Raw genomic sequence first — 19,513 nt, forward strand, 5'->3', positions numbered from 1 at the left:
TCTCTCTGGCTTAACGCGGATAAACTGGCGCACACCGCAAACGCCATGCCCGGGGACTGCGGGCGGCGCGCCGTGCATCCGCGCCGGACGCCTGCTCCCGCTACGGCACCGCAACGATCCGGCCGTTCTTGCGCCACAACGCCGCGCCGCCTTCCAGGCCGGCGTCATTGGAACCCACGGCGATGTGGCGGTCCGACGGCAGGTCCAGCCGCGCGGCGTTGCCGCCGCCGATGTAGATGCGATCCGGCATGAACAGGATATCCACCAATTCGAGCGCCCGCAGGACCCGTCGGTTCCATCGTTTTTTGCCGATCGCCTTGCGCGCCGCTTCCCCCAGATATTCGTCGTAGGTCTTGTCCTTGTGTATGGGGTGGTGCGCCAGCTCCATATGGGGCATGAGCTCGCCGTCGCGGAACAGCGCGGTGCCCACGCCTGTGCCCAGCGTCATCACGAATTCCAGCCCGCGGCCGCTGACCAGGGCCAGGCCCTGCATATCCGCATCGTTGAGCATCTGCGTGGGCTTGCCGCCGAAGGCGCGGGAAATCGCCTGCTCGAGCGGGAAGCCCGCCCACAGGCGGGTATCCAGATTGGGCGCCGTCAGCACGCGGCCGTCGCGGACGACTCCCGGAAACCCCACGGAAATGCGGTCGAAGGCCGGCAGGGCGGCGACCATGCGCTGGACGTTTTCCAGCAGCGCCTCGGGCGGGCAGGGGTGCGGCGTTGGAACGCGCATCCGTTCAGCGAGCATCTGACCCTTTTCGTTGACGACGGTGGCCTTCAGGCCGGTGCCTCCGATGTCGATGGCCAGTATGCCGGGCTTCATGCGTCGCGTGCTCCTTATGCCGGGGCGCCGCGGGGGAATCCCGCAGCTCCGCAGTAAGGTACACCAAGACCTTGAAGGATGGTATCGGCCGGGTGCGCGCTTATTTCAAAATCGCGAGGCCGTCGGCGGCGCGCACCCCGCTGCCCTCGGTCAGGACGAAGAGCGCGCTTCCACCAGACGGTCGCCCAGCGACTGCGCCATCGCGGCAAAGCGCAGGATGGCGTCTTCCAGGGCCGCAACGTCGGCTCGCGCGCTGCCGCGATAGCCGTCCAGCAGGCGACGCCGGACGCGCCATCGGTCGTCGCGCGTGCGCTTGCCGCGGATCTGTTGCGTTTGAAGGGCTGGATATCGGCGGCGCTGGACGCGGTGCCGGATCGGAAGGGCTGACTGCGGCGCGCCGCGCAAGCCGCCATGCGGGCGGCCGCGCGGCGGCCTGCCAAACCCGGCGCGCCGATCGCAGCGGGCCAGGCAATGGGGCGAACCCGCGCGGCAGGCCTTGCGCCGCTGAGGATGCGCCGGGGTCAAGCTCCGGCGGTTGCCACCTGCACGTTCAGCGTCTTGCCCAGGAAGTCGGCGCTCAGGTCCGTCTTGCCGGGTGCGATGTCGAAGGCGCGCGCCACCGCGCCGGCGGTTACGACGTCGCCAGCGCGCAGCGTGATGCCGTAATCGCAGGCATGGTCGAACAGAAAGCGCAGCGCCTGCATGGGGTCCACGCCCTGGTCGCCGCTCAGGCCGCCGCCCATGTGCGTGCCGTCGGCGTACACGGCGACTGTCGCCACGCCGCGCGCGATGTCGGCCGCATCGATTTGCGGCCCCAGGATGGACGCCTCGAACCCCACGTTGTCGCCGACGAAACTGGGCCAGCCCACGGCGCGCCGGTCGATGAAGCGCGACAGCACCAGCTCGAAGGCGATGTGCGTGGAAGCCACCGCGCGCATGGGATCGGCCGGCGCCGCGCCCGGCGCGATATCGCGTCCCAGCACGAAGGCAACTTCGAACTCCACCGTGACGGGCGTCCTGCAGGCGATGGGCACCGTGGCGCCGGCGGGGTACCGGTGCCTGTCCAGCACCCGCCCGATCAGCGGGCGGTCCAGGCCGCCCGCGCGCATGGCCGCGGCGCTGCCCACGCCCAGTTTCCAGCCGGCCTCGCGGTCGCCGGTGTCCGCGATGCGGGCCTTGATGAATGCGTCCTGCACGGCGTAGCCCTGCCGCAGGTCGGCCGGACGGACGTCCGGGGGAAGGGCTTGCAGCTGTCGTCCTTCCCGCCATGCCTGCGCCAGCAGTGCGGCCGCGGGGGCGGGATCAAAAACGTCGGTCACGATGGGTCCCTCTCGATGTGGTGGCTTGCCGTCATGCATCGTCATCGGCAGACGGTCAGCGCTCATCTTAATCCGGCCGCCGCCGCGCCGGTTCAGACCGGCCGGCGCAATCGCCAGAGAGACGTCACTTCCCGCACGCGCGCGGCATGCAGCGGATCGGCCGCGTCGGCCGCCTTGCGGTGCGCCGGCCGCGTGTCGAGACGGCCGGCGACTTCGAGGCCGGCCTGCGCGATCCAGGCGAGCAATTCGTCGCGGCGGCGCAGTCCGAGATGCTCGGCAAGATCCGAGAGGATCAGCCATCCCTCGCCTTCATCGGTCAGGTGCGCCGCCAGCCCGGCCAGAAAGCCCCGCAGCATCCGGGATTCCGGGTCGTAGACGGCGTACTCGATGGGCGCCGCGGGCCGGGCCGGCACCCAGGGCGGGTTGCACACGATCAGCGGCGCGCGGCCATCCGGGAACAGGTCGGCCCGTATCAAGGCCACATGACCGGTCAACCCCAGGCGCCCGATGTTTTCGGCGGCGCAGGCCAGCGCCCTCGGATCCTGATCCGTGGCGATCACCCGGCGCACGCCCCGGCGGGCGAGCAAGGCGGCGATCACGCCCGTTCCCGTTCCGATGTCGAAGGCCAGATCCAGCGCGGGCAGCGTCGCCTGCGCGACCAGGTCCAGATACTCGCCGCGCACCGGGGAATACACGCCGTAGTGCGGGTGGATGGTTCCCACGCCGGCGACCGGGACCCCTTTTTCGCGCCATTGGCGGGCACCGATCAATCCCAGCAGCTCACGCAGCGACGCGACATATGGGCGGTCGGCGTCTCCGTAGACGTCCTGGCAGGCTTGGGCCACGTCGGGCGCCCGCCGCAAGGCCAGCACGTGGCCAACGCCGACCGGAACGAGCAGCATACCGAGCGTGCGCGCCCGCTGCGCCCGCGCCTGGCGATGCAGGTGGAAGGCCTCGGGATAGGCCGCGGGGGGACGCTTTTTGCCGGAGTCGGCCGCGCGCCGGTCGATGCGCCGGGCCATGGCCTGCAGCAGCTGCCGCGCATTGTGATAATCGCCGCGCCATAGCAGCGCCGTGCCTTCGCAGGCCAACCGGTAGGCCGCGTCCGCCGTCATCGCGTCGTCGGCGACGACGACGCGCCTGGGCGGCGCCGCGCCGCTTTCCGAACGCCAGCGCGCGCGTTGCGGCGCGCCGTTTTCCGTCCAGACGAGCTCGGGCGGCGCTAACGCGTCCTGGGGAGGGGCAGGCGGAATGGATGAGGACATCGAGGAAGGCGTTGAAAACCCGAAGGCGATGGCGGGGCGGGCGGTGCCGCGATGGCGACGATTTTACGGGCGGGGATCGAACTTTCCCCGGGCGCGCCGCTCCAAGTCCGGCGCCCGGCGTGTTGCCGCGGCGCAACGCGCCGGCGAGGCGCCGCCCGGACGGTTCCGATATCCGCCGCGCGCGGCGGTTTCCGGCGCCCGACGGCGCGCGCCATCACGGTCCGTATGTCAAAATTCAGGGCGCTTTTTTCCGATACTGAGAGATCCCACTTGAAGCTCAAGCCTTTCGCCGCCGGCGCCTTGATCGCCGCCTGCCTCGCGTTTCTCTCGTCCGCCCATGCCGAAGGCCAGACGGCCGTGTCCAAGCACAGCGGCCCGATTTTCGTACTGAATTCCCTGGACGCCTCCATCAGCGTCATCGACCCCGCCACCTACAAGGAGCTGCGCCGCATCCCCACGGGCAAGGAGCCGCACCACCTCTATTTTTCGCCCGACCAGAAATCCCTGATCGTCGCCAATTCGGTCGGCGATTCGCTGACGCTGGTGGACCCGCGCACCGGACAGGTGCAACGCACGCTGAGCGGTATCGTGGACCCCTATCAGCTGCGCTTTTCGCCGGACATGAAGTATTTCGTCACCGCGGCGAACCGGCTCGATCACATCGACATCTATCAGTACGTGCCGCGCGCGGAAGGCTTCGATCTGAAGCTGCTCAAGCGGGTGCCGGCGGGCAAGACGCCCAGCCATATCGGCATCGACAGCAAGAGCACGACGGCCTACGTCTCGCTGCAGGATAGCGACGAAGTGATCGCCATCGACCTGGCCACGCAGAACGTGCGCTGGAAGCTGCCGGTCGGCAAGACCCCCGCCGACGTCTATATCGTGCCCGGCGACAAGGTGATGCTGGTGGCGCTGACGGGCGACGAGTACGTCGAGGCTTACGACATCAGCGGCGCCACGCCCAAGCTCATCACGCGCCTGAAAACCAACAAGGGCGCGCACGCCTTCCGTTCGCAGGGCGACGGCCAGCACATCTTCGTCAGCAACCGCGCCGCCAATACCATCAGCCGCATCGACTTCAAAGCGCTGAAGGTGGTGGCCGAATATCCGGCGCCCGGCGGTCCGGACTGCATGGACCTGATGGCGGACGGCAAGACGCTGCTCGTCACGTCGCGCTGGGCGCGCAAGCTTTCCGTCATCGATATCGACAAGAAGGAAGTCGTGCGACAGGTGAGCGTGGGCCGCTCGCCGCACGGCGTCTGGACCCTGGACCATGTCTCGATGCGATAGCGCCGCGGCCCGCCCCGCCCGTCGCCGCGGCCTGCGGGCAACGGCCGGCGCGGCGGCGCGCGGCACGTTCGGCGCCGTGCTGGCGCTCGTCACCGCAACCGGGGCGGCGGCGCCGGCCTCCTGCGCCAAACCCCTCTACCTGACCTTCGACACCGGCCACATGGGCGTGGCGCCATTGGTCGCCGACGTACTGGCGCGGCATCACGTCAAGGTCACCTTCTTCCTGGCCAACGAGCGCACCCAGACCGATGGCAGCTCGCTGGACGATCACTGGGCGCCCTGGTGGCGCGCCCGCGTGGCTGACGGCGACGTCTTCGGCAGCCACACCTACGATCACGTCTATTGGCAAAAGGATCTGCCCGACGGCAGGTTCCTGATGCGCCCGAGCGCCGGGCCCAATGCGGGCAAGCGCGAGATCTTCACCGCGCAGCAGTATTGCGACGCATTGCGGAAGTCGGCGGCGCGTTTTCGCGAGATGACGGGCCATGACATGCTGCCGCTGTTCCGGGCGCCCGGCGGAAAAACCTCACCCGCGCTGCTCAAGGCCGCGGAGGCGTGCGGGTATCGCCACGTGGGATGGTCGCCCGCCGGTTTCCTGGGCGACGAGCTGCCCAGCGACAAGTATTCCAACAGCCGGCTGCTGTCGCGAGCGCTTGCTTCCATCCGGCCCGGCGACATCCTCATGGCGCATCTGGGCATCTGGTCGCGGCAGGACCCCTGGGCCCCCGCCGTTCTCGAACCCCTGATCACCGGGCTGCAGGCCCGCGGCTTCTGTTTCGAAACCCTGGACCGGCACCCGGCGTATCGCGGATGGGTGGCGGCGCACCGGCCACAGGCCGGCACGGAATCGCCGCCTGTCCGGTGATCTCGTTTCATCGTCAGTTTGATCGGTTCTGCTATCGCGATGTTGGACACATTCAATCATTTCATCGGTATCTGCCAGGACGCCTTGTTCGAGTCCGTCATCCAGCCTGTGCTGTACCAGCTCGGGCTGGCCAGCGTGGCGGAAGACGCCTACGACGCCACGCTGTGGCTGATCGCCGGCATACTGCAGATCGCAGTGCTGGTGTGCGTGATCGGCCCGCTGCAGCGCTGGCGGCCAGTCGAGGCGATCACGGACCGCCGGGCGGTGCGGGTAGACATCCTCTACACCATCATTCATCGCCTGGGACTGTTCCGGGTGGCGCTGTTCTTCGCCATCGACCCCTTCTGGGACAGCATCTTCGGCGAGCTGCACGTGTGGGGCCTGTCCACGTTGCAGTTGGACAACCTGTGGCCCGGCGTCACGGACCACCCGCTGGTCAGCCTGGCGATATACCTGGTCATCTTCGACCTGGTCGAATACTTCTACCACCGGGCCCAGCACAACTTCGAGTGGATGTGGGCCTTGCACGCGGTGCACCACAGCCAGCGCCAGATGACGATGTGGAGCGACAACCGCAATCATCTGCTGGACGACGTGCTGCACGACGTGGTCATCGTCATCGTGTCGCAGCTGATCGGGGTGCCGCCGGCGCAGTTCGTGGCAGTCGTCGCCATCCTGCAACTGGTCGAAAGCGTTTCGCATGCCAACCTGCGCATCGGGTTCGGACGGCTGGGCGAACGCCTGATCGTCAGCCCCCGCTTCCACCGCGAGCACCATGCCATCGCCTACGAGGCGACGCCGACCGGCAAGGTCGTGGGCAGCAATTACGCCGTCATCTTCCCGGTCTGGGACATTCTGTTCCGTACCGCCCGCTTCGACGGCCGCTTCGGGCCCACCGGAATCGCCGATCAATTGCCCGAGGCGGGCGGGCGCGACTACGGCGATACCTTTCTTGCGCAGCAGTGGCTGGGTATCAAGCGGCTGTGCCGGATTCGCCGCCGGCGGCGCGCGGCATGACGATGTCGAAGCGCGTGCCATCGGCCGGCGTGGAGTGCACGATGACCTCGCCGCCGTGCGCGTCCACGAACTTCTTGACGATGTAGAGCCCAAGGCCGAGCCCGTTCTTGGACGCCCGGCTTTCGAGGCTCGCCTGGAAGGGGTTGAACAGGTTCGGCAGATGTTCGGGCGGGATGGCGCCGCGGTTCCAGACCCGCACCACGATGCGATCGGGGTGCTGGCCGTCGATGGACAGCGACACCTCGCTGTCCGCCTCGCCGTGTTGCAACGCATTGCCCAGCAGGTTCGAAATCACCTGGGAAAACCGGTCGACATCGATGGCGCCCAGCGTGTCGCCGTCCATGCTGAACCGCACGCGTTCCCGCTGCGCCGCGTCGGCGATCTCTTCGATGATGGCGCGGCAGACGTCGGCATAATCGGTGCGCACCCGCTGCAGCACAAGGCCGTTGGAGCGAATGCGCGCGACGTCCAGCAGCTGTTCCACCATCCGCGCCATCCGCCCCGCGCTGAAGCGGATGCGGTGCGCGTTCTTCTTGACCGCTTCCGGGTTGTCCGAGCCGCGCAGCAGCAGCTCGGATCCGTGCAGCACCGCGGACAAAGGGTTGCGCAGGTCGTGCCCGAGCACGGCGGTGAACATTTCGTTCAGCGTCAGCGCCTGGCGCAGTTCTTCCAGTTGGCGGGCAAGCAGCTTCTTCTGGGTATAGAGCTCGACGAAGATATTGACCTTGCTCACCAGCACGTCGCTGTCGATGGGCTTGTAAAGAAAGTCCACCGCGCCGGCCTCATAGCCGCGGAAATGCGCCTCGCGTTCCTGGGTGCCGGCCGTCAGGAAAATCAGCGGCACGCTGCGCGTGCGCTCGCTGCCGCGTATCAGCTCCGCCAGCTCGAAACCGTTCATCTGCGGCATCTGCACGTCGACCAGCGCCAGCGCCACCTCGTTGACCAGCAACAGCTCCAAGGCTTCCACACCGGAATGCGCCTTCAGGACGCTGATGCCGGGCCGGGCCAGCAGGGCTTCGATGGCGACGAGGTTCTGAGCGATGTCGTCGACGACCAGTATGTTGATGTTCTCACTCACGGTCAGGGTTCCCGTTCTTTCTTGCGTGTTTGCCCAAATCCGCCAGCGCGCACGCCAGCGTCCCCATGGACATGATGCGGTCGGCACCCGCCATTGCAATGGCGCTGGCGGGCATCGCAGGGGCATCGGCGCTGTCGGGGTCCTGCACCCAGGCGCGTCCGCCGAGTTCGCGCACACGCTTCAGCCCGGCGGCGCCATCGGGGCTGCCGCCGGTCAGCACGATGCCAAGCAGCCGGTCGCGGTACGCTGCCGCGGCCGATTCCAGCAACAGGTCGATCGACGGCCGGGAAAAATTGACCGCCTCGTCCTGCGACAGCGCGAAGGAGCGGTCGGGCTCGACCAGCATGTGATAGTTCGGCGCGGCGATGTACACGACGCCCGGTACGATGAATTCCTTGTCCTCGACTTCCTTGACGGGCAAGACGCAGCGCGCGGCGAACAGGTCGGGCAGCAGGCTGACGCGGTCGGGCGGCAGATGCAGCACGATGGCAATGGCGGCCGGAAAATCCTTGGGCAATGCCTGCAGCAGCCGGCCGATCGCATCCACACCGCCGGCGGAGGCGCCGATGGCGACCAGCTCGGTCATGGCCTGCGCGTAGGGCGATCGGGTCATAGGCGTTGATAGATCCGTTGGCGCGGCGCGATTTCCGCAAACCGGCTGGCCTGCGCGGTGAAGCGCAGGCTTTCCTTCGCGCCGAGCCCGAGAAAGCCGCGCCGCACCAGCGATTCGTGAAACAGGCGGGCGGCACGGTCCTGCAGCTCGCGGTTGAAATAGATCAGGACGTTGCGGCAGGAAATGAAGTGCACTTCGGAGAACACGCTATCGGTGGCCAGACTATGGTCGGCAAACACGATGTGTTCACGCAGCCGCCGGTCGAAGCGGGCATCGTGCAGGTTGGACGTGTAGTAATCCGACAGCGACGCCGTGCCGCCGCTTTCGCGGTAATTGCGGCTGAACTGCGCGATACGGTCGACCGGGTAGATCCCGCTCTCGGCCGCGCGCAGCGCCTCGGTATTGATGTCGGTGGCATAGATCAAGGCGCGCGACAGCAGATCTTCCTCGTGCAGCAGAATCGCCAGCGACCAGACTTCCTCGCCGCTGCTGCATCCGGCCACCCAGATTTTCACCGAAGGATACGTCTTGAGCACCGGCACGACATGTTCGCGCACGGCACGGAAATAATCCGGGTCGCGGAACATTTCGCTGACCTGCACGGTGAAGTACTGCAGCATCTGCGCGAATACGGCTGGCTCGTGCAGCACCATGTTCTGCAGCTGCGTGACGGTGCTGCAGTTGAAGTGGTCCATTGCCTGCCGCACGCGCCGGCGCATCGAGGCCACGGCATAGCCGCGGAAATCGTGCTGGTAGCGCAGGTACACGCCCTCCAGCAGCAATTTCAGCTCGATGTCGAACAGCGTTTCGTCGGCGCCGGCATTCACTTGGGCATCCATACGCGGCATAGCGACACCAGTTTATCGACGTCGATGGGTTTGGCGATGTAGTCGTTGGCGCCCGCCTCCAGGCAGTTCTTGCGGTCGTCGGTCATCGCCTTGGCGGTCAGCGCGATGATGGGCAGGTCGCGCAACGCCGGCTTCTTGCGGATCTCCCGCGTCGCCGTCAGGCCGTCCATTTCCGGCATCATCAGGTCCATCAGCACGATGTCCACGTGCGCGTCCTTCGCCAGCGCGTCCAGCGCCTCGCGTCCGTTGCGCGCCACCAGCAGCTCCGCCCCCAGCGGCTCCAGCACGCTGGACAGGGCGAAAATGTTCCGCACGTCGTCTTCCACGAGCAGGATGCGGCGGCCTTCGAACACCATGTCACGCTGGCGGGCCTGCATCAGGAGCTTTTGCTGGTCGGGCGGCAGCGAGGCTTCCACACGGTGCAGGAACAGGGTCACTTCATCGACCAGCCGCTCCGGCGACTTGGCGCCCTTGATGATGATGGACCGCGAATAGCGGCGCAGGCGCTGTTCTTCGTCCCGAGTGAGCGCGCGGCCGGTATAGACGATGACCGGCGGGAATGCGTATTTGCGGCCGCTGCCCATTTGCTCGAGCAGGTCGTACCCGGAGGCGTCCGGCAGCATCAGGTCCATCACCATGCAATCGAAGGTGCGGTCCGACAGGTGCCGCAGGGCATCCGCCACGGTGCCGGCGGTAGTGATTTCGATGTCGTCGCCCGCCAGCAGCAGCGAGATGCTTTCGCGCAGGTCCGGATCGTCCTCGACCACCAGGATACGGCGCGCTCGCCGCTGCAGCTTTTCCTCGACCCGGCCGAAGGCCTCCACCAGTTCTTCGCGCGCCACCGGCTTCAGCGCATAGCCGACCGCGCCCAGTTCCAGCGCGGTCTGCACGTGGTCCGCCACCGAGACGACGTGGATGGGAATGTGACGCGTCGCGGGATCGTGCTTGAGCTGGTCCAGCACGCTGAGCCCCGACTGATCGGGCAGGCCCACGTCCAGCAGGATGCCGCTGGGCCGCAGCTCCCGCGCCAGCCGCACGGCTTCCCCGCCGTTGGATACCAGCACGCAATCGAAGCGCAGCTCGTGCGCCAGGTCGTAAAGAATGTCCGCGAAGCGCTCGTCGTCCTCGATGACCAGGACCAGCCGGTCGAAATTGCGCTGTTCCAGGTCGCCGCGGGCCGGCCGGAAGCTGCCCGGCCGGGGCTGCGCCAACGCCAGTGCCGTATCGCGCTGGGGCCTGGGCTCCGGCGCGGATGGCGTCGCCGCCGCCGCTGGCTGCGGGGACTGGGCCGGGGGCCGAATTTCGGCCGCGGCGCGGCCGTCGTTGCCTGCAGCCGCCGCGGCGGAATTCATCGGGAAAGCGGCGGCCGGAGCGGCCAGAGCGCCAGAAGGGCCGGCTTCGCCGCCTGCCGGCGCCGAGGCGCCTCGCTGCACGACGGCTTCCAGGTTGGTGGCGATCTCCGCGGTGAAGGTGCTGCCTTCGCCCACGGCGCTTTCCACGCGCAGTTCGCCGCCGAGCAGCCGCGCGAGCTCACGCGAAATCGACAGGCCCAGCCCGGTGCCGCCGTATTTGCGGCTGGTGGTGCCATCGGCTTGGCGGAAGGCCTCGAAGATGACCTCCTGCTGGTGGGGCGGGATGCCGATGCCGGTGTCGCGCACGGCGAACGCCAGGCGGCCCGGACCGGCCCCCCGCACCGACAGCACCACTTCGCCGCTCTCCGTGAACTTGAAGGCATTGGCCAGCAGATTCTTCAGCACCTGCTGCAGCTTGGCCGGATCGGTCACGAAAGTCTGGGGCGCGTTCTCGTCGATGTCGATGCGGAACCCCAGCTGCTTGCCGGCCGCAATGGGTTCGAACATCTGGCGGATCGGCTCGAGCACGCCGGCAGCCGATACGGTTTCCGGCTCCAGGTCCACGTGGCCTGCCTCGATCTTCGACAGGTCCAGGATGTCGTTGATGAGCGACAGCAAGTCCGCATTGGCGGAATGAATGGTGCGGGCGTAGCGCTGGATTTCCTCCGGCGGCAGCGACGCCGATTTCTTCGGGTCCGCCAGCATTTGCGACAGGATCAGCGAGCTGTTCAGCGGGGTGCGCAGCTCGTGCGACATGTTGGCCAGGAATTCCGACTTGTACCGGCTGGCCCGCGAAAGCTCGCGCGCATTGATTTCCAGCGTCTCGCGCGCCTTGAGCAATTCCTGCTTCTGGCGCTCCAGCCGCTGCGTGTGCTCTTCCAGTTGCGCGTTGCTCTGGATCAGGTCGGATTGCTGCTGCTCCAGCCGCGCCTGCGATTCGCGCAGCGCGCGACCCTGTTCCTCCAGTTCCTCGTTGGAGACCCGCAATTCTTCCTGCTGGGTCTGCAGCTCCTCGCTTTGCCGCTGCGTTTCCTCGAGCAGCTCCTTCAGATGTTCGCGGTAGAGCGCCGAGCGCAGGGCGACGCCGACGACTTCGCCGGCGGCGCGCAACAGGTCCAGTTCAAGCGAAAAGTCCTCGCGGTTATGCAGGAACCCGAGCTCGAGAACCCCCTGCACGCGACCATCCGCCATGACCGGCGCGATGACGAGGGTGCGAGGCGGCGCTTCGCCGATCCCGCTGTTCACGCGGACGTAGTCCGCCGGCAGGTCGCGCAGCACCTTGGGGTTGCCTTCGGCCGCCACCTCCAGGCTGAGCCCGCGCGCCTGCGATGCCTCAGCCGCCTCGGCGGCGCCCGGCTGGTCTTGGCCGTAGCCCGCAATCCATGTCAGCGCGCCCCGTTCCAGCCGATACAGGGCGCCCACCTGCACGTCCATCACCTCGGCCAGCGCCCGCAGCGCGTTGCGGCCGATATCGTGCACGCTCTGTTCGCCCAGCAGGGCCTGCGCGAGCGTGCCTTCCCCCTGCTGAAGCCAGATAAGCCGCTGTGCGTCCAGCCGCGCGGTGATGACCTGCATTCCCAGCAGCGCCGTCGCGAACAGGGTGACCACCCCGAACGTGCGGTTCATCATGTTCTGCATCGGGACGTCGCCGCCCAGGGGCAGGAAGGTGCCGGCAACGATGAAGATCAGCCCCATGAAGGCCACCATCACCGGCAGGTGCTTCTGTCGCTGGAAAACGCTGAGCACCACCGGCAGCATGTAGAAGACCCACACCGCCACCCCGATCGGGGTGACGACGTCGATCGCGAAAATGGCCACGCTGAGCGCGGCAACGCCGAGATAAACCGGCAGGTCGTCTTTCGGAGTCGGTCGCATGAGTCGCATTGGGAAATGGCCGCGCAGGATGCGCGCAGCGGAAATAGTACCGCACGTTACTTGCTGTATCGGGCGGGCCGCCCGGGAGCAAGTCCCGTGCCGGAGCGCGATTGCGCCGTCGCGGCAGCTCTTCAGCGATGCAACTGATATGGTCGCATTCGCGCCGAAGTGGAACTGTTTTCGGCGGCTGCGCTGCCGTACAGTCCATCCGTCCGATCGGAGGTGAAGAACATGACATGGGAACCGGCCCAGGCGCCTCGCCAGACGCGCTATGAAGCGGTGGCCGCCGACATCGTCCGCTCGATCGAGGCGGGCACCCTGCGGCCAGGCGACCGCCTGCCCTCGGTCAGGCAGGCCAGCGCGGCCCGACGTGTCAGCGCATCCACGATCTTCCAGGCCTACTACCTGTTGGAGGCCAAGGGGTATATCCAGGCGCGCGATCGCTCCGGGTACTACGTGACCCTGCGCCGGCGGACCCCGCCGGAACCGGACACCACGCGGCCCGATGGCATCCCCGGCCCGGTGGACATCGCCGGTCTCGTTTTCGATGTCCTGGGCGCCATGCGGGACCCTCGCACCATTCCTTTCGGATCGGCGTTTCCCGCGCCGACGCTGTTCCCCTTGGTCAAGCTGGCCGGCGCGCTGAAGACGGGTCTGCGCCGCATGGACCCCTGGAGCAGCGTGTCGGATATGTTCACCGGCAACCCGGACCTGCGGCGCCAGATCGCCGTGCGCTACCTGATCGACGGGATGGACGTGCAGGCCGACGATCTGGTCATTACGAACGGCGCGCTGGAAGCGCTGCAGCTCGCGCTGACCGCGGTGACGCGGCCGGGCGACACCGTCCTGATCGAATCGCCCGCTTTCTATGCCACGCTGCAGTCATTGGAGCGGATGAAGCTGCACGCGGTGGAGGTGCCCACCAGCCCGCGCACCGGCATCGACTTGCAAGCCCTGGCGCAGGCCATCGAACGCTACCGGCCGCGCGCCTGCTGGATCATGTCCAACTTCCAGAACCCCACGGGCAGCCTGATGCCAGACGCCGCGAAGCGCGAGCTGGCGGCTTTGCTGGCGCGGCACGACATTCCGTTGATCGAAGACGATGTCTACGGGGAGCTTTATTTCGGGCGCGCGCGTCCCTTGCCGGTCAAGGCCTGCGACCGGGACGGCAGAGTGCTGCATTGCGGGTCGTTCTCGAAATGCCTGGCGCCGGGATACCGGGTCGGCTGGATCGCGCCGGGCAGGTACGCGCGCGAAGTGCAGCGCCAGAAGCTGATGACGACGCTGGCGTCTCCCAGTCCCAACCAGTTGGCGCTGGCCGAGTACCTCGACCATGGCGGCTACGACCGCCATCTGCGCCAGCTGCGCGTCACCCTGGCGCGGCAGCAGGAAGCGATGCTGGGCGCGCTGGCGCGTTATTTTCCTGAAGGCACCCGCGTGTCCCGGCCGCAGGGCGGTTATTTCCTATGGGTGCAGCTGCCGCCGGGCGGCGACGCGCTGGCCGTGTACCGCGCCGCGCTGGAACGCCACATCAGCGTGGCGCCCGGGCCGATCTTTTCCCCGCGCGGCGGCTACGGCGATTGCCTCAGGCTGAACTATGGGCATCCCTGGGATACAAGGCTCGAGGGCGCCATGCGCCAACTGGGCGACATCGTCGCGGCGCAGGCCGACAGCCCGCCGCAGCGCCAGCGCGGGACTCAATCGACGTCGTCGGGCGGCGTGCGGTAGCCGCCTGCCGGATCGTTGCTGACCCGGCGCTCGAGTCGCCTGAGGACGCCCAGGATGACCAGGGCCAGGATGGTGCTCAGGATGGCGACCACTTCCTTGCCCATGCCGGCCGCGATACCGATGGCGGCCGTGAGCCAGATGCTGGCGGCGGTGGTCAGGCCCTTGATTTCGCCGGCTCTGCTCAGCTTGATGATGGCGCCCGCGCCCAGGAAACCGATGCCCGAGATCACGCCCTGCATGACGCGGCTCAGATCGTTGACCTGCATGCCCCCCTGCAGCGGCGCCAGCACGAACAGCGCCGCGCCAAGCGAAACCAGCATATGGGTGCGCAGGCCGGCGGCCTTGCCGCTGCGTTCGCGCTCATAGCCGAGCAGGCCGCCCAGGAGAACGGCGACGCCGAGCCGCACGATGACGCGGGTGTAGGACTCGACATCTCCGATATCGGAAAACTCGGAGGCCAGCGTGTCCCATATCGTCTGTGCCGGGCCGCGGGTCATACCGGCGGACGGGTGTTCTGCTTCATCGCGTCGTCCGGGTCCGCCGCATTGCTGTTGCCGAAACCCTTGATGTCGCCGCTTTCGCCCGGCCGGTACAAAGTGCCGTCGCGCGATATCGCGGGCGCGTTGCGTTGCTGGCGTCCCATCTGTTTCTTGGCGGCGCGGTCGGCCAGTCCGGGGAGCAGCTTGAACATGGCGGTGTTGATGACGGACATCGCGCCCACCCTGACTTCGCGCTTCGGATCGGTGGCCGCGTCCAGAATGGCCGAGGCCACCTTTTCGGCCTCGATCATGGGCGTCGGCAGCTTGGGTGCCTGCGACATATAGTTCGCGGCATGCTCGGGAAAGGGCGTGTCCACGGCGGTCGGCTGGATAAGCGTGACCGAAATCGGCGCCTCGTCCGCCTCCAGCTCGATGCGCAACGCATCAGTAAAGCCTTTCACAGCGTGTTTGCTCGCCGAATACATGCCTTGCAGCGGCACCGATGCGTCGGAAACCTCGCTTCCCACGTTGATGAGCGCGCCGCCTTGGTTGGCCTTGAGCAGGGGAACCGCGGCCAGCGATCCGTGCACGACGCCCCAGAAATTCACCTGGAACAGACGCTGGCTGGCTTCTTCCGGCACTTCGTCCAGGCGCCCGAAAATCGACAGCCCCGCGTTGTTGATCCAGGTATCGACGTGACCATAGCGATCCAGCGTCATCCGCGCGATGCGGTCCACGTCCTCCCGGCGGGCGACGTCGGCCGTCACGGCCAGAGCGCTGCCGCCGTTCTTGACGATCTGGTCGGCGATGTGGGTCAGTGTCTCCTGACTGCGCGCCGCCATGACGACGCGGGCCCCCTGGTGCGCCGCCAGCATGGCGGTGGCCAGCCCGATGCCGCTGGATGCGCCGGTGATCACAATGACCTGTTCGGCGATGGGTTTGAGTTGGATCCGCATGGCGTCCTCCTGCCGGGGATTGGGATACGGGCGCCGGGTGCAAGGATCGTGCCGAGCCGGCAAGGCATGAGATGCAGGAATCGGTCCTAACTCCTGCGCTGTTCAGGCGGACGGATTGGTCCTACTCAAGAATGCCGAGTCGCGAAACTGCCGCGTCTTTCCTGGCGGGCGAGGGCGCCGCGCCCTTGGATGCCGCCGTCCCGCCAGGCCACTGGAGAACACGGATATGACTCCTCTGAACTTCAACCCCTCCATGCCGACGGATCGTGCCGATATCCAGGCGGCTTCTGCCCAAGGGCGGTTGGGTGGAAGACTGTTCCAGGTATGCATGCGTTCGATGCGGCGCGCGGCTCGCGACGCATCGCGGGTTGCTGGCCGGATCGGGCAAGGGGATGCGAGCGGGCGGCGGCTCGTGGCCGCCAGGCCGGTGGATTCCGGCCGTATGGGCCGGGCCTTCCAACCGGACGGAACGGCACCGGCCAACCCGGGCCATTCCGGTTTCCGCCGGCCGCCGGACCCCGGCGCTGGCGCCGCCGCGGACCATGCTCGCGGCCGGCCAGCCGTACCGTTGCCCGAACCGCCGCCTCCGGGGAGGCCGGGATCACAGGCGGCGGCCACCGGTTGCGAACCGGCAGTGCCTTCGGGCGTGCGGCTGAAGAAGTCGGCGGACCCGAATGTGCCGCCGCCGTCGCCGCCGCCTCTGCCGCCCCGGCCACGCCCGGCATCGGGCGGCGGCATGCTGGTAGGCAAGGCGCCGCGCTTGCCGCCGCGGGGAGCGTCGGCGGTGACGGCGTTCGCGCCGCCGGCCGGCGCGCCGCAAGGACCGCGGTCGGCCGCCTCCGGCAATTCCCCCTACGCGACCATCGCGAGTGCGCCGCCCAAGCGCGAAGTGTCGCCCTATGCCACGCTGAAGCCCCTGCCGCCGCCGCATCGCAAACCATCGGCGCCCGCGGCCTGCGCACCGGCCGATGTCCCCTCGCCCTCCGGATGCGGGGCGCCGGAGCCGCCGCCGCGCGCCCAGACGGAGTCCAGGGCGCCGACGAAGGCGCCCCTGCCGCCCGACCGGCGTATCCGCGAGGGTGGTTGACCGCGGAGCCGGACGCGACCGGCCGGGAGCCGCGCGCTTTGCCTACCCGCCCAGGAACCGGCGCACGGCTTCGTTGAACGCCCGCGGATTGCCCAGGTTCATCCCGTGCGATGAACCGGCGATCCGAAGCTGCTGCGCATTCGGCAACCAGGCGTGCAGGGCATCGAGAATGGCCGGGTAGGGCGCCGGACTGAGCGCGCCGCCGATCAGCAGCACCGGGTGGGCCACGGCCCGCGCATCGTTTTCGGTCAAGCGGTAGGCCGGCTCCGCCACCTGGGCGGCGAGGGTGTGCGCGTTGTCCATCACCATCTGCTTGAACCAGGGCACCATGCGGCGCCAAGTGTCTTCGCCGCTCACGGTGTCGATGAACAGCGCCAGCCCCGCCTCGAGGTCGCCGGATTGGATGGCGCGCAACGCCTTGTGGCGAAAGTCGCCGCGGCGGTCTTCGCCGTCGTTCACCATCAGCCCCGGGTCCGCCAGGACCAGCGCCGCGACCTTTTCGGGATGGCGGCGCGCCACTTGAAACGCCACGTTGCCCCCGCGCGAATGACCCGCCACGTGGGCGCGCCCACCGCAATGGGCGTCGATGAAGGCGGCGATGTCATCCGCATGCGCCTGGGCCGAAAACCCTTGCGGGCTCGCGATTGCGTCATCCGGCCAGTAACCGCGCAGGCTCACTGAGAAGACCTGGAAGTCACGCGAAAGCGCGGGAATCTGCGCCTTCCAATAACGCATGTCGCAAAGCGAGCCATGAATCAGGACGAGCGGCGCGCCCTTGCCATGAACGACATGCGCCAGGCCGTTGTGCGGGAAGGCCGATCGTTGGATCGGATAGGGAAAGTCAGCGGACATAGGTTCATGCGATAGCGCGATGGGCGCCATGGATGCAGCGCGCCATTAGACGCCAATGCGCCACCGCTTGTCGACCGCCTTGTTCATGAACCGGCGCGGCGTGAATGAGCGAAGCGGCGGCCGACGATGCGGTGTGCGCGAGCGCTTCTGCATGCGCCCCGATGGCGGGAAGCCAGGCGTTCAAGCAGCGTGCATTTTCACCTTCACGCGGCGTTGCTTCGTTCAGATTTTTCTCGTTTCGGGCCGCCATTCCGGCCGATAAAGTTTGCCTAACCGCGGGACATCGGCATGTGCCGCGGTGTACGGGCCGCATCCGGCACAGCTTTGGCCGCATGGCGATGGCATGCCGTGCTTCCCAGCCCCCGAGTTTATTGAAAGAGACGATTCGATGCCCCTCATCGATGTACCAGGCCTGTTGGCCGCATTATCGGATGACGCGCCATGCGGGCCCGACCTGCAATATGCGCCTGAGTACGTCGAACTGCAGCAATGGATGCGCGGCACGCCCGACGTCGAATACGGCAGCATGCACCAGGCCGCAGCAGACCCGGACTGGCGTGCCGTGAAAACCCGCGCATTGAGCCTGCTGGAGCGTTCGCGCGACCTGCGGCTTGCGATCCATCTTTGCCATGCCATGGTCGCCCTGCACGGTTACGCGGGATTGGACGAAGGTATCGAGCTCATCGAGGGACTGCTGCGCACGCATTGGGACGGCTTGCATCCTCAATTGGATGCCGAAGACGGCAACGATCCGACGGAAAGGATCAACGCGCTGCTTGCCTTGGAAGACAAGGAGGGCCTGTGGCGCACGCTGTATGTATATCCGCTGGTCCGGCCAGCGGGCCACCCCGGCTATGGCGTTCGCGACGTGGACATCGCGACGGGCGACCTCACGGTCGCCGATGGCGAACCTGCCGGGATTGCGGAGATCGAGGCCGCCTTCAGCAGCGCGCCGTTGGACGAACTCGAAGCGCTCCATGCCTGTCTGGTCCGGGTCAACGATCGGTTGGATGCCATTGGGGCGCTGCTCGTCCAATTAGCCGGCTACGGTCACGTGGTAAGCCTCGTTGCGCTGTCCGGACTATTGAAGCGGGCGCTGCGGGCCGTTCAAAACGGCATCGCGACGCATCCGGCCCGGGTAGCGGTCCTGGCGTGCGGAGATGACGCCTGTGAAGAGGGCAAGCCGGCCTCGTCGGCCAGGGATCCTGCCTCCTTGTCCAGCCGCGACGATGTGGCGCGGATGCTGGACCGCATTTGCGAATACTACGCCACGCACGAGCCGGCCAGTCCGGTGCCGCTGCTGCTGCAGCGGGCGCGCCGTCTCGTCGGATTGGACTTCGTCAGCATCGTGACCGACCTGTCGCCGCAGAGCCTGCCGGAGATCCACCACCTGGCGGGGACACGGCACAACGAATGATGGCCGCCGCCGTCCGTCCGCCGGCCGCCTCCCTGCGGCCAAATCCTTTCAATGGAGTGACATTTCAATGAGCAGGCCAAGCAGCCAGAAGTTTCTCGGACGGACCCGTCCGCCGCGTGTACAGATCGAATACGACGTCGAGGTCAATGGGGCCGAGAGGAAGGTTTCGATTCCCTTCGTCATGGGCGTCATGGCGGATCTGTCAGGACAGCCGACGGAGCCGTTGCCTCCCGTGGCCGAACGCACGTTCCTGGACTTCGACAGCGATAACTTCGATGACCGCATGAAGGCCATCCGGCCCCGTGTGGCGGTCACCGTACCGAACTCCCTGACGGGTGAGGGGAACCTGGGCCTGGAACTCACCTTTGAGTGCATGGAGGACTTCAGTCCGACAGCCGTTGCACGCCGCGTCGAGCCGCTGCGCCGCCTGCTGGAGGCCCGTGGCCATCTGGCCAACCTGCTGACCTACATGGATGGAAAGGTTGGCGCGGAGGATCTCGTCGCGAAGCTGCTGGCCGATCCCGCTTTGCTGAAAACCCTGGCCGCCGCGCCGGCGCCTGCGGCGGACGCCCCCGCCGATGCCTCCACTCCGTCCGCCGAACAAGGCGAGACGACCCCCTGACCCCTGAACTCATCGAGGAGCCTCACC

At 67.5% G+C, this 19,513-nt stretch carries 17 protein-coding genes; 6 read left to right on the plus strand and 11 right to left on the minus strand.

What is annotated here, in order from left to right; all coding sequences use genetic code 11:
• Positions 1-100: 100 nt before the first annotated feature.
• The 4 genes from CAL13_RS04450 to CAL13_RS04465 all read right to left on the minus strand — a co-directional run bounded on the left by CAL13_RS04450 (position 101) and on the right by CAL13_RS04465 (position 3,407).
• Positions 101-823 carry an ROK family protein gene (locus CAL13_RS04450; protein ID WP_086071644.1) on the minus strand — a complete coding sequence of 241 codons (723 nt, stop codon included), beginning with the start codon at positions 821-823 and terminating at the stop codon, positions 101-103.
• Positions 824-973: 150 nt separating this feature from the next.
• Entirely contained in the window at positions 974-1,228 is a 255-nt protein-coding gene (locus tag CAL13_RS04455; RefSeq protein ID WP_157664795.1) for a hypothetical protein, read from the minus strand.
• 116 nt (positions 1,229-1,344) lie between these two features.
• Positions 1,345-2,208: a 2-keto-4-pentenoate hydratase gene (locus CAL13_RS04460; protein WP_157664796.1), complete on the minus strand. Its 864-nt coding sequence runs from the start codon at positions 2,206-2,208 to the stop codon at positions 1,345-1,347.
• Positions 2,209-2,234: 26 nt separating this feature from the next.
• The gene (locus CAL13_RS04465; protein WP_086071647.1) at positions 2,235-3,407 is read right to left on the minus strand and encodes a methyltransferase; all 1,173 of its coding nucleotides are present in this window, start codon (positions 3,405-3,407) and stop codon (positions 2,235-2,237) included.
• Between the two features lie 225 nt (positions 3,408-3,632).
• On the opposite strand from CAL13_RS04465, the gene CAL13_RS04470 reads away from it, so the two are divergent.
• Genes CAL13_RS04470 through CAL13_RS04480 form a run of 3 tightly spaced genes read left to right on the plus strand, consistent with a single transcriptional unit; the run spans position 3,633 to position 6,579 of the window.
• Positions 3,633-4,697, plus strand: a complete 1,065-nt coding sequence (locus CAL13_RS04470) for a YVTN family beta-propeller repeat protein (RefSeq protein WP_086073515.1) — start codon at positions 3,633-3,635, stop codon at positions 4,695-4,697.
• On the plus strand, positions 4,681-5,562 hold the full coding sequence (locus CAL13_RS04475) for a polysaccharide deacetylase family protein (RefSeq protein ID WP_086071648.1): 882 nt from the start codon (positions 4,681-4,683) through the stop codon (positions 5,560-5,562). The genes CAL13_RS04470 and CAL13_RS04475 overlap by 17 nt, the downstream gene beginning before the upstream one ends.
• A gap of 39 nt (positions 5,563-5,601) precedes the next feature.
• A complete protein-coding gene (locus CAL13_RS04480; RefSeq protein ID WP_086056307.1) occupies positions 5,602-6,579 on the plus strand; it encodes a sterol desaturase family protein in 978 nt (325 codons plus the stop codon).
• On the opposite strand, the gene CAL13_RS04485 is transcribed toward CAL13_RS04480, so the two are convergent.
• From CAL13_RS04485 to CAL13_RS04500, 4 genes are read right to left on the minus strand one after another with little or no spacing between them, the layout of a single operon-like run.
• Complete coding sequence (locus tag CAL13_RS04485) at positions 6,536-7,657, minus strand: hybrid sensor histidine kinase/response regulator (protein ID WP_198297991.1); 1,122 nt, start codon at positions 7,655-7,657, stop codon at positions 6,536-6,538. The genes CAL13_RS04480 and CAL13_RS04485 overlap by 44 nt on opposite strands.
• On the minus strand, positions 7,650-8,270 hold the full coding sequence (locus tag CAL13_RS04490; RefSeq protein WP_086056309.1) for a chemotaxis protein CheB: 621 nt from the start codon (positions 8,268-8,270) through the stop codon (positions 7,650-7,652). Before CAL13_RS04490 ends, CAL13_RS04485 begins: the two co-directional genes overlap by 8 nt.
• The gene (locus CAL13_RS04495; protein WP_198297768.1) at positions 8,267-9,109 is read right to left on the minus strand and encodes a CheR family methyltransferase; all 843 of its coding nucleotides are present in this window, start codon (positions 9,107-9,109) and stop codon (positions 8,267-8,269) included. The genes CAL13_RS04490 and CAL13_RS04495 overlap by 4 nt, the downstream gene beginning before the upstream one ends.
• On the minus strand, positions 9,094-12,345 hold the full coding sequence (locus CAL13_RS04500; RefSeq protein WP_086071650.1) for a response regulator: 3,252 nt from the start codon (positions 12,343-12,345) through the stop codon (positions 9,094-9,096). Before CAL13_RS04500 ends, CAL13_RS04495 begins: the two co-directional genes overlap by 16 nt.
• Before the next feature lie 231 nt (positions 12,346-12,576).
• Here CAL13_RS04500 and CAL13_RS04505 point away from each other — a divergent pair, with 231 nt between their 5' ends.
• Entirely contained in the window at positions 12,577-14,073 is a 1,497-nt protein-coding gene (locus tag CAL13_RS04505) for an aminotransferase-like domain-containing protein (RefSeq protein WP_086073516.1), read from the plus strand.
• Here the strand turns inward: CAL13_RS04505 and CAL13_RS04510 are convergent.
• The 3 genes from CAL13_RS04510 to CAL13_RS04525 form a co-directional block, all read right to left on the minus strand.
• Positions 14,043-14,570, minus strand: a complete 528-nt coding sequence (locus CAL13_RS04510) for an MgtC/SapB family protein (RefSeq protein WP_086071651.1) — start codon at positions 14,568-14,570, stop codon at positions 14,043-14,045. The genes CAL13_RS04505 and CAL13_RS04510 overlap by 31 nt on opposite strands.
• Positions 14,567-15,508 (minus strand): SDR family oxidoreductase, encoded by a 942-nt coding sequence (locus CAL13_RS04515; RefSeq protein WP_086056313.1) that lies wholly within the window; start codon positions 15,506-15,508, stop codon positions 14,567-14,569. The genes CAL13_RS04510 and CAL13_RS04515 overlap by 4 nt, the downstream gene beginning before the upstream one ends.
• 1,129 nt (positions 15,509-16,637) lie before the next feature.
• Positions 16,638-17,447 (minus strand): alpha/beta fold hydrolase, encoded by an 810-nt coding sequence (locus CAL13_RS04525; RefSeq protein ID WP_086071653.1) that lies wholly within the window; start codon positions 17,445-17,447, stop codon positions 16,638-16,640.
• 388 nt (positions 17,448-17,835) lie between these two features.
• Between CAL13_RS04525 and tssA the strand changes: the two genes are divergently transcribed.
• Complete coding sequence (gene tssA / locus CAL13_RS04535) at positions 17,836-18,864, plus strand: type VI secretion system protein TssA (RefSeq protein ID WP_086071655.1); 1,029 nt, start codon at positions 17,836-17,838, stop codon at positions 18,862-18,864.
• Positions 18,865-18,931: 67 nt separating this feature from the next.
• Positions 18,932-19,486: a type VI secretion system contractile sheath small subunit gene (gene tssB, locus CAL13_RS04540; protein ID WP_086071656.1), complete on the plus strand. Its 555-nt coding sequence runs from the start codon at positions 18,932-18,934 to the stop codon at positions 19,484-19,486.
• The last annotated feature ends 27 nt before the right edge of the window (positions 19,487-19,513 follow it).

The sequence above is a fragment of the Bordetella genomosp. 9 genome, from assembly GCF_002119725.1.
Classification (GTDB): domain Bacteria; phylum Pseudomonadota; class Gammaproteobacteria; order Burkholderiales; family Burkholderiaceae_B; genus Bordetella_C.